General features: G+C 61.5%; 7 protein-coding genes. All 7 read right to left on the bottom strand.

Annotated elements, in window-relative coordinates; translation table 11 throughout:
• Window positions 1-106: 106 nt before the first annotated feature.
• Entirely contained in the window at window positions 107-889 is a 783-nt protein-coding gene (locus tag FQ664_RS19985; protein WP_133974297.1) for an outer membrane protein OmpK, read from the bottom strand.
• 352 nt (window positions 890-1,241) lie between these two features.
• Entirely contained in the window at window positions 1,242-2,027 is a 786-nt protein-coding gene (locus FQ664_RS19980) for an outer membrane protein OmpK (protein ID WP_075045891.1), read from the bottom strand.
• A gap of 136 nt (window positions 2,028-2,163) precedes the next feature.
• Window positions 2,164-3,519, bottom strand: coding sequence for a nucleobase:cation symporter-2 family protein (locus tag FQ664_RS19975; protein WP_144174346.1), 1,356 nt, complete (start codon window positions 3,517-3,519; stop codon window positions 2,164-2,166).
• Between the two features lie 211 nt (window positions 3,520-3,730).
• The gene (locus FQ664_RS19970) at window positions 3,731-5,059 is read right to left on the bottom strand and encodes a urate hydroxylase PuuD (protein WP_144174344.1); all 1,329 of its coding nucleotides are present in this window, start codon (window positions 5,057-5,059) and stop codon (window positions 3,731-3,733) included.
• A gap of 59 nt (window positions 5,060-5,118) precedes the next feature.
• Entirely contained in the window at window positions 5,119-5,622 is a 504-nt protein-coding gene (locus FQ664_RS19965) for an ureidoglycolate lyase (protein ID WP_012315446.1), read from the bottom strand.
• A gap of 59 nt (window positions 5,623-5,681) precedes the next feature.
• The gene (gene uraD / locus FQ664_RS19960) at window positions 5,682-6,197 is read right to left on the bottom strand and encodes a 2-oxo-4-hydroxy-4-carboxy-5-ureidoimidazoline decarboxylase (protein WP_144174342.1); all 516 of its coding nucleotides are present in this window, start codon (window positions 6,195-6,197) and stop codon (window positions 5,682-5,684) included.
• A complete protein-coding gene (gene puuE, locus FQ664_RS19955) occupies window positions 6,197-7,123 on the bottom strand; it encodes an allantoinase PuuE (protein ID WP_144174340.1) in 927 nt (308 codons plus the stop codon). Before puuE ends, uraD begins: the two co-directional genes overlap by 1 nt.
• Window positions 7,124-7,246: the final 123 nt, after the last annotated feature.

Here is a 7,246-nt window from a genome sequence, read left to right as displayed (position 1 = left end):
GCTGCGAACAGTCAGAAGCGAGTTATGACCCTCCTCCTCCCTTCAAGTCCTACCATACAAGCGGGTTTACCCGCGAATGGGCCGCAAGGCGGCCCCTCTGCTCAGGTCAGAAGTGAACCTTGAGCAGGAAGCTCATGGTGTTCTGGTCTGTCGTGAAGGCATCGCTGTCCTTGATGCCGTACTTGTTCTTCCAGTAGTCGTACTCGACACCCACATACAGCTGCTTCTCGCCCAGGTGCAAGGCCTTGCCCAGGTCGTACTTGATCTGCGGGTTGAAATGCAGGTTGGCCTGGTAGGTGCCGCGGCGGTTCTCGTCGTTGTCCACCACCCAGTCCATGAAACCGTCGATCAGCACGTCGGACGAACCGACCGGAATGGTGTACGACCATACCGGGGTGATCTGCCACACATTGTCGCCGGCGCGGCTGCCGTCGGTGGTGCGGTTGTAGAAGTTCAGCTGGAAGTAGTCGAAGCCAGGGATGTCCAGGTCGAAGCCAGGGCCGATCAGGTAGGACTCGGTATCACCTTCGCCGAACTCGTAGGTCATCGCCAGCAGCACGTCCTTGACCGGGCCGAACGCCAGCTTCTGGTCGAAGATCTTGCCAAACGACAGGCGCGGGCTGATTTCGCCATAGTAGGTGTTCGGGCCATTGCCTGCATCTTTCTGGCCTTGGTAGAAGATCTTGTCGACAAAGATGAAGTTATCGCCGTACTTCCAGCCATCAGCGTGCTCGAAGGTTACGGTTTGCTGGATCGACGGGTTGACCTTGAAGTTCTTGCCCCACAGGTAGGTCAGGCTGTTGTTCTGCCATTGCAGCAGGTCGCCGCCGAAGGTGGTGCCACAGGCCAGCAGGCCGCCGGCGAGGATCAGGCTGTTGATGGTACGCATTGCGAGTGTCGCTCCCTTGATTGATCAATTGTCAGCGCTTGTTGTTGGCGCTTTCTTGTCTTTTGAGTCAGTTTTTTTCGATAGGCCACAGCTGTTTGGCAAGGGTTGAGCCAACTTTCCCGGGCTGGCAAAACCTTCCTGCTCGACTTCGTTCTGAACGGATGAAATGGGTCTTTCAGGCTGGCAACACGTTGGCCAACCGCCCGTATTCATTGACTGAGCGGTCAGTAAACGCAGGCAGAATCCCTTCTGCCCTGATCGAGGGGGCGCGCAGATTACTGGCTTGCGCGCCTTGCCTCAAGTGCTCCGTCCTGGAGCGTAGTGGACCAAACTTGTGCGTTTGGTCAGTTTTCTAGAAGTGCACCTTTATCAGGGCACTGGTGACGCTCTGGTTGCTGTCGATGTTGCCTTGGCTGTCGATGCCGTACTTGTCCTTCCAGTAGCTGTATTCAATGCCCACGTACAGTTGTTTGGCGCCCAGGTTCAGGGCTTTGCCCAGGTCGTACTTGACCTGAGGGTTGAACTGCAGGTTGGCGTGGTAGGTGCCACGGCGGGTCTGGTCGTTGTCGACCACCCAATCCATGTAGCCGTCGATCAGGATGTCGGATTTGCCCACCGGGATGGTGTACGAGAAGGCCGGGGTAATCTGCCAGACGTTGTCACCTGGGCGGCTACCTTCAGTGTTGCGCAGGTAGAAATTGAGGGTGAAGTAGTTGAAACCGGGGATGTCCAGGTCGAAACCGGGGCCGATCAGGTAGGCCTCGTTGTCGCCCTCGCCACGCTCGTAGGTCATGGCCAGCAGCACATCCTTGATCGGGCCGAACGCCAGCTTCTGGTCGAAGATCTTGCCGAACGACAGGCGTGGGCTGAACTCGCCGTAGTAGCTGGTCACGCCTTTGCCCGGGTCGGGCTTGCCGTTGTAGAAGACCTTGTCGACGAACATGAAGGTATCGCCGTACTTCCATTTGTTGGCGTGCTCGAAGGTCACTGTCTGCTGGATGCGTGGGTTGACCTTGAAGTCCTTGCCGTACAGGTAGGTCAGGCTTTCGCCATGCCACTGCAGCCATTCGCCAGCGTGGGCGGGGAGGGTGGCCAGCAGGCTGCTGCCCAGCAAGAGGGACGAGGTGATGCGTTTCATGTTGTGGTTCCCGGACTTATTGTTTTTGTTGGGTTCTTTTGGCGCACAGGCGCCCCGGACGGCCCATTCCGGCGGGCCGACGGTGCAGCGTTTACGGCGAGGTCGAGGTGGGGGCGACAGTGCGCCGCCCCTTTGCTCAATGCTGGTGACAAACGTCGTTGTGCGCCGCGCGGTCGGCGCCACCGAGGATGTTGAACAGTACGTTCAACACCAGGGCACTGACCGTGGCCATGGCGATGCCACTGTGGGTGATGGGTTCCATCCACTGAGGCATCTGGGCGAAGAACTCCGGACGCACCACGGGGATCAACCCGAAGCCGACGCTCACCGCAACCAGCAGCTGGTTGCGACGGTCGCCGATGTCCGCCTCCTGGAGAATCTTGATCCCGGTGGCGGTGACCATGCCGAACATGGCGATGGACGCGCCGCCCAGTACCGCAGGCGGGATCGAGGCAATCAGGAAGGCCGCCTTGGGCAGCAGGCTGAGCAGGATCAGCAGCGCACCGGCCACGATGGTGACGTAGCGGCAGCGCACCCCGGTCATCTGCACCAGGCCGATGTTCTGGGCGAACGAGGAGTGGGTGAAGGTGTTGAAGAAGCCGGCGATGAACGACGCACCGGCATCGCACAGCAGGCCGCGCCGCAGCATTCCAGGGGTAACTTCACGATCGGTCACCTTGCCCAGGGCCAGGAACATGCCGGTGGACTCGACGAAGATGATCACCACCACCAGGCACATGGACAGGATCGGCGCCAGGCTGAAGGTCGGCATGCCGAAGTGCAGCGGGGTCACCACTTGCAGCCACGGTGCGTCGTTCAGGCCCGACAGGTCGACCATGCCGATGGACCCGGCCAGGATGTAGCCCAGGCCCATGCCCACCAGCACCGACACGTTGACCCAGAAACCGCGCATGAAGCGGTTGATCAGCAGGATCACCGCCAGCACCAGGCCGGCCACCAGCAGGTAGATCGGCGAGCCGAAGGTGTCGGCATCATGGCCGCCACCGGCCCAGTTGACCGCCACCGGGAACAGTGACAGGCCAATCGAGGTGATCACCGTGCCGGTGACCAGTGGCGGGAAGAAGCGTACGACCTTGGACATGAACGGCGCGATCAGCATGCCGAAGAACCCGGCGGCGATGGTCGCGCCGAAGATCCCCTGCAGGCCCACGCCGGGCATGCCGGCCATGGCCACCATGCTGCCAACGGCAGCGAAACTGGCACCCATCATCACCGGCATGCGGATGCCCACCGGGCCGATACCGAATGACTGGATGATGGTCGCGACGCCAGCGACCAGCAGGTCGGCGTTGATCAGGAAAGCGACTTCTTCACGGGACAATCCGGCGGCCTGGCCGATGATCAACGGCACGGCGATCGCGCCGCCGTACATCAGCAGAACGTGTTGCAGGCCAACCAGGATCAGTTGGAACAGGGGCAAGGGCTCGCGCGGCGGCGCAACGGGGATGTACGCCTTGCGTGACTCGGACATGCAGCACCTCGAGTTTTGTTTTTATTCTCGGATCCAAGCGCCGGCTTCGGGCGGCAGGCGCTCGGTCAGGAGAGCCTGGGGTTTCCGCTCGAGGCTGAACGCTCGATGCTTGCTTGTTGCGTAAATCTTCAAGTTTGAGGCCGGGTTTACCGGCCTCTTCGCGGGTGAACCCGCTCCCACAGGGGGGCGGGGGTATCCCGACAATTGTGTTTCAGTTGACCGGGGCGCCTTTGGCGATCCAGTCGCCGACCAGCTTGCGCTCTTCGGTGGTCATCTGGGTGATGTTGCCCAGCGGCATGATCTGGCTGGCGACCGCTTGCGCCTGGATGCGCGCGGCCTGGGCCTGGATCTGCTGCGGGGTGTCGAACATCACGCCGGCAGGGGCGGCACTGAACAGTGGGCTGGTCGGCTTGGACGAGTGGCACACGGTGCAGCGTTCCTGGATGACATTGTGGATCTTGTCGAAGCTCTCGCCGCCAGCCTGGGCCGTGGCCTGGGCAGGGGCTTGCGCCGGCGCTGCAGGCGCGGCGGCAGCCTTGGCGGCGTCCTCGGCGCGTTGCTCGGCAGCGGTTTTGCCACCTACCGCGGTCGCGGGCAGTGGCTGGTACTCGACCTTCGCCGCGGCTTGCTCAGGGCTGACGGCCATCGGTTTCGGACCGGTGACGTAGGCCAGGCAGATCATCGCCAGGGCGCCGACCGGCAGGGTCCAGGCGTACTTGTTGCTGTCGTGGCGGGTGTTGAAGTAGTGGCGGATCAGGACCGCGGCTACTGCAATACCGGCCAGGATCAGCCAGTTGTACTGGCTACCGTAGGTGCTCGGGAAGTGGTTGCTGATCATGATGAACAGCACCGGCAGGGTGAAGTAGTTGTTGTGGCGCGAGCGCAGCAGGCCCTTGGCCGGCAGTACCGGGTCGGGTGTCTGGTTGTTCTCGATCGCCGCCACCAGCTGGCGCTGGGCCGGCATGATGATGCGGAACACGTTGCCGACCATGATGGTGCCGATGATCGCGCCGGTGTGCAGGTAAGCACCACGGCCGCTGAACACCAGGCTGAAGCCCCAGCATGCGGCGATGATCAGGACGAACAGTACGGCACCGAGCAGCGCTGGCTTCTTGCCCAGGGGCGAGTCGCACAGGAAGTCGTAGATGAACCAGCCAGCGATCAGTGAGCCGATACCGATGGCTACGCCTTCGGCACCGCTAAGGGTGCTGCCAGGGGCCAGCAGGTAAAGGGCCGGGTTCCAGTAGAACACCACGCACAGCAGGGCGATACCGGACATCCAGGTGAAATAGGCTTCCCATTTGAACCAGTGCAGGTTCTCGGGCATTTTCGGGGGGGCGAGCTTGTATTTCTCCAGGTGGTAGATACCACCGCCGTGAATTGCCCAGAGATCACCCGACAACCCATCGCGCGGGTTGCTTCGGTTCAGGTGGTTCTCCAGCCAGACGAAGTAGAACGATGCACCGATCCAGGCTACGCCGGTGATCATGTGAACCCAGCGAATGCTCAGGTTCAGCCATTCGTGAAGGTGTGCTTCCACAGTATGTACCTCTTGCCGGTCACCCGCGCGGGCTGTGCCTTTGCATGACCGACCTTTTCTTATTGGTGGGGATTGAGGATCAGCATCTGTTCCTCGGTGAAGTAATGCTCGTCGCAGTTGTTGCCGGAACCACTGCGATCAACCACCAGGAAGTCATCCCGCTTTTCGATCGTCAGCACCGGGTGGTGCCAGACGCCGCGATGGTAATTAACGCCCTGCCTGCCGTTACTGCGGAAGGCGCGGACCAAGCCTGATACAGGTGCATCGCCAACGGGCGCGACCACGATCAGAAAGGGGTTGCCGAGCAGCGGAATGAATGCCTGGCTGCCCAGCGGATGGCGTTCCAGCATGCGCACGGTCAGCGGCATGTCCAGCGCGTCGGCGCGGAAGATGCTGATGATCGCCTTGTCTTCGGGCTCGGCGGTTTCGACCGTGGCGAGCTTGTGGAAGCGCATGGTCGAGCCGTTGTTGATCATGAAGTGGTCGCTGCCGTCGGTTTCGATCACGTCTCCGAAGGGGGCGAAGGCTTCTTTGGTCAGGGGCTCGATCATCAGGGTGCGCATGCGGATATCTCTTCTATATATGTCGTTGTTCTGGATACGGCTCGACGCTGTCGTGCCGGTTACAGCTGCAGCAGGCGGAACAGGGCGATCAGGTTGATCTGCGCCAGGGCTTCCTTGAATTCGGCATCGGCATCGTTGTGGATGCGTTTTTCGAAGGCGGCGAGGATCTGGTGCCGGTTGCTGCCTTTCACCGCCATGATGAACGGGAACTGGAACTTGGCCTTGTAGGCGTCATTCAGCTCGGTGAAACGGGCGAACTCTTCGGCGGTGCACTGGTGAATACCGGCGCCAGCCTGCTCGTTGGTGCTCGATTCGGTCAGCTCGCCCTGGATGGCGGCCTTGCCGGCCAGGTCCGGGTGAGCGTTGATCAGCGCCAGCTGGTCAGCGTGGTTGGCGCTGAGCAGGATGTCGCTCATGCGCTGGTGCAGCGCCTCGATTTCGTCCAGCTCGCCCAGTTGGCCCAGGTCATAGGCTTTTTCGGCTACCCACGGCGAGTGCTCGTAAATGTCGGCGAACGCCTTGACGAAGGCGTCACGGCCCAGGGCTGATGGCTTGAGGGTGTTGAAGGCGGTCATCAGGCGTTCTCTTTCTTGTACGGGTGGGTGGCGTGCCAGTGACGGGCGATGTCCACGCGACGGGCGAACCAGACCTGCTCGTGGCTCTTGGCGTAATCGACGAAGCGCTTCAGTGCAGCCAGGCGCGCCGGGCGGCCGACCAGGCGGCAGTGCAGGCCGATGGACAGCATCTTCGGGGCGTCGCTGCCTTCGGCGTACAGCACATCGAAGGCGTCCTTCAGGTACTGGAAGAACTGTTCGCCGCAGTTGAAGCCCTGTACCTGGGTGAAGCGCATGTCGTTGGTGTCCAGGGTGTAAGGGATCACCAGGTGCGGCTTGCCGGTAGGGTTGTTCGGCTCCCAGTAGGGCAGGTCGTCGTCATAGGTGTCGCTGTCGTACAGGAAGCCACCTTCCTCCATCACCAGGCGACGGGTGTTCGGGCCGGTGCGGCCGGTGTACCAGCCCAGCGGGCGCTCGCCGGTGATTTCGGTGAGGATGCGGATGGCTTCGAGCATGTGCTCGCGCTCCTGGGCCTCGTCCATGTACTGGTAGTCGATCCAGCGGTAGCCGTGGCTGCAGATTTCATGGCCGGCTTCGACCATGGCGCGGATCACGTCGGGGTGGCGCTGGGCGGCCATGGCCACGGCGAAGATGGTCAACGGCACGCCGCTGTCCTTGAACAGTTTCAGCAGGCGCCACACGCCGGCGCGGCTGCCGTACTCGTACAGCGATTCCATGCTCATGTTGCGCGCACCCTGCAGCGGCTGGGCGGCGACCATTTCGGACAGGAACGCTTCGGACTCCTTGTCACCGTGCAGGATGTTGCGCTCGCCACCTTCCTCGTAGTTGAGGACGAAAGACAGCGCGATGCGAGCGTTGCCCGGCCATTGCGGGTGAGGAGGGTTGTTGCCGTAACCGATCAGGTCGCGAGGATAGTCAGCGCTCACTGCAGTCTTCCTTCTTGTACGTTTGTGCGGGGGTGGGCGGACCGCGTCGGTATGTCGCACCACCGGATGGGCTGATTGTATACAACTTCTTAAATCTTTTGTAAGCCTGTTTTTCCGCATTTC

It is taken from the genome of Pseudomonas persica, assembly GCF_900291015.1.
Lineage (GTDB): Bacteria > Pseudomonadota > Gammaproteobacteria > Pseudomonadales > Pseudomonadaceae > Aquipseudomonas.
This window is presented reverse-complemented; position numbering and strand designations above follow the sequence as displayed.

Bases quoted from the DNA above. Each gene is read 5' to 3' on its own strand.
- FQ664_RS19985 (WP_133974297.1), bottom strand. From the start codon at position 889: ATGCGTACCATCAACAGCCTGATCCTCGCCGGCGGCCTGCTGGCCTGT.
- FQ664_RS19980 (WP_075045891.1), bottom strand. From the start codon at position 2,027: ATGAAACGCATCACCTCGTCCCTCTTGCTGGGCAGCAGCCTGCTGGCC.
- FQ664_RS19975 (WP_144174346.1), bottom strand. From the start codon at position 3,519: ATGTCCGAGTCACGCAAGGCGTACATCCCCGTTGCGCCGCCGCGCGAG.
- FQ664_RS19965 (WP_012315446.1), bottom strand. From the start codon at position 5,622: ATGCGCACCCTGATGATCGAGCCCCTGACCAAAGAAGCCTTCGCCCCC.
- uraD (WP_144174342.1), bottom strand. From the start codon at position 6,197: ATGACCGCCTTCAACACCCTCAAGCCATCAGCCCTGGGCCGTGACGCC.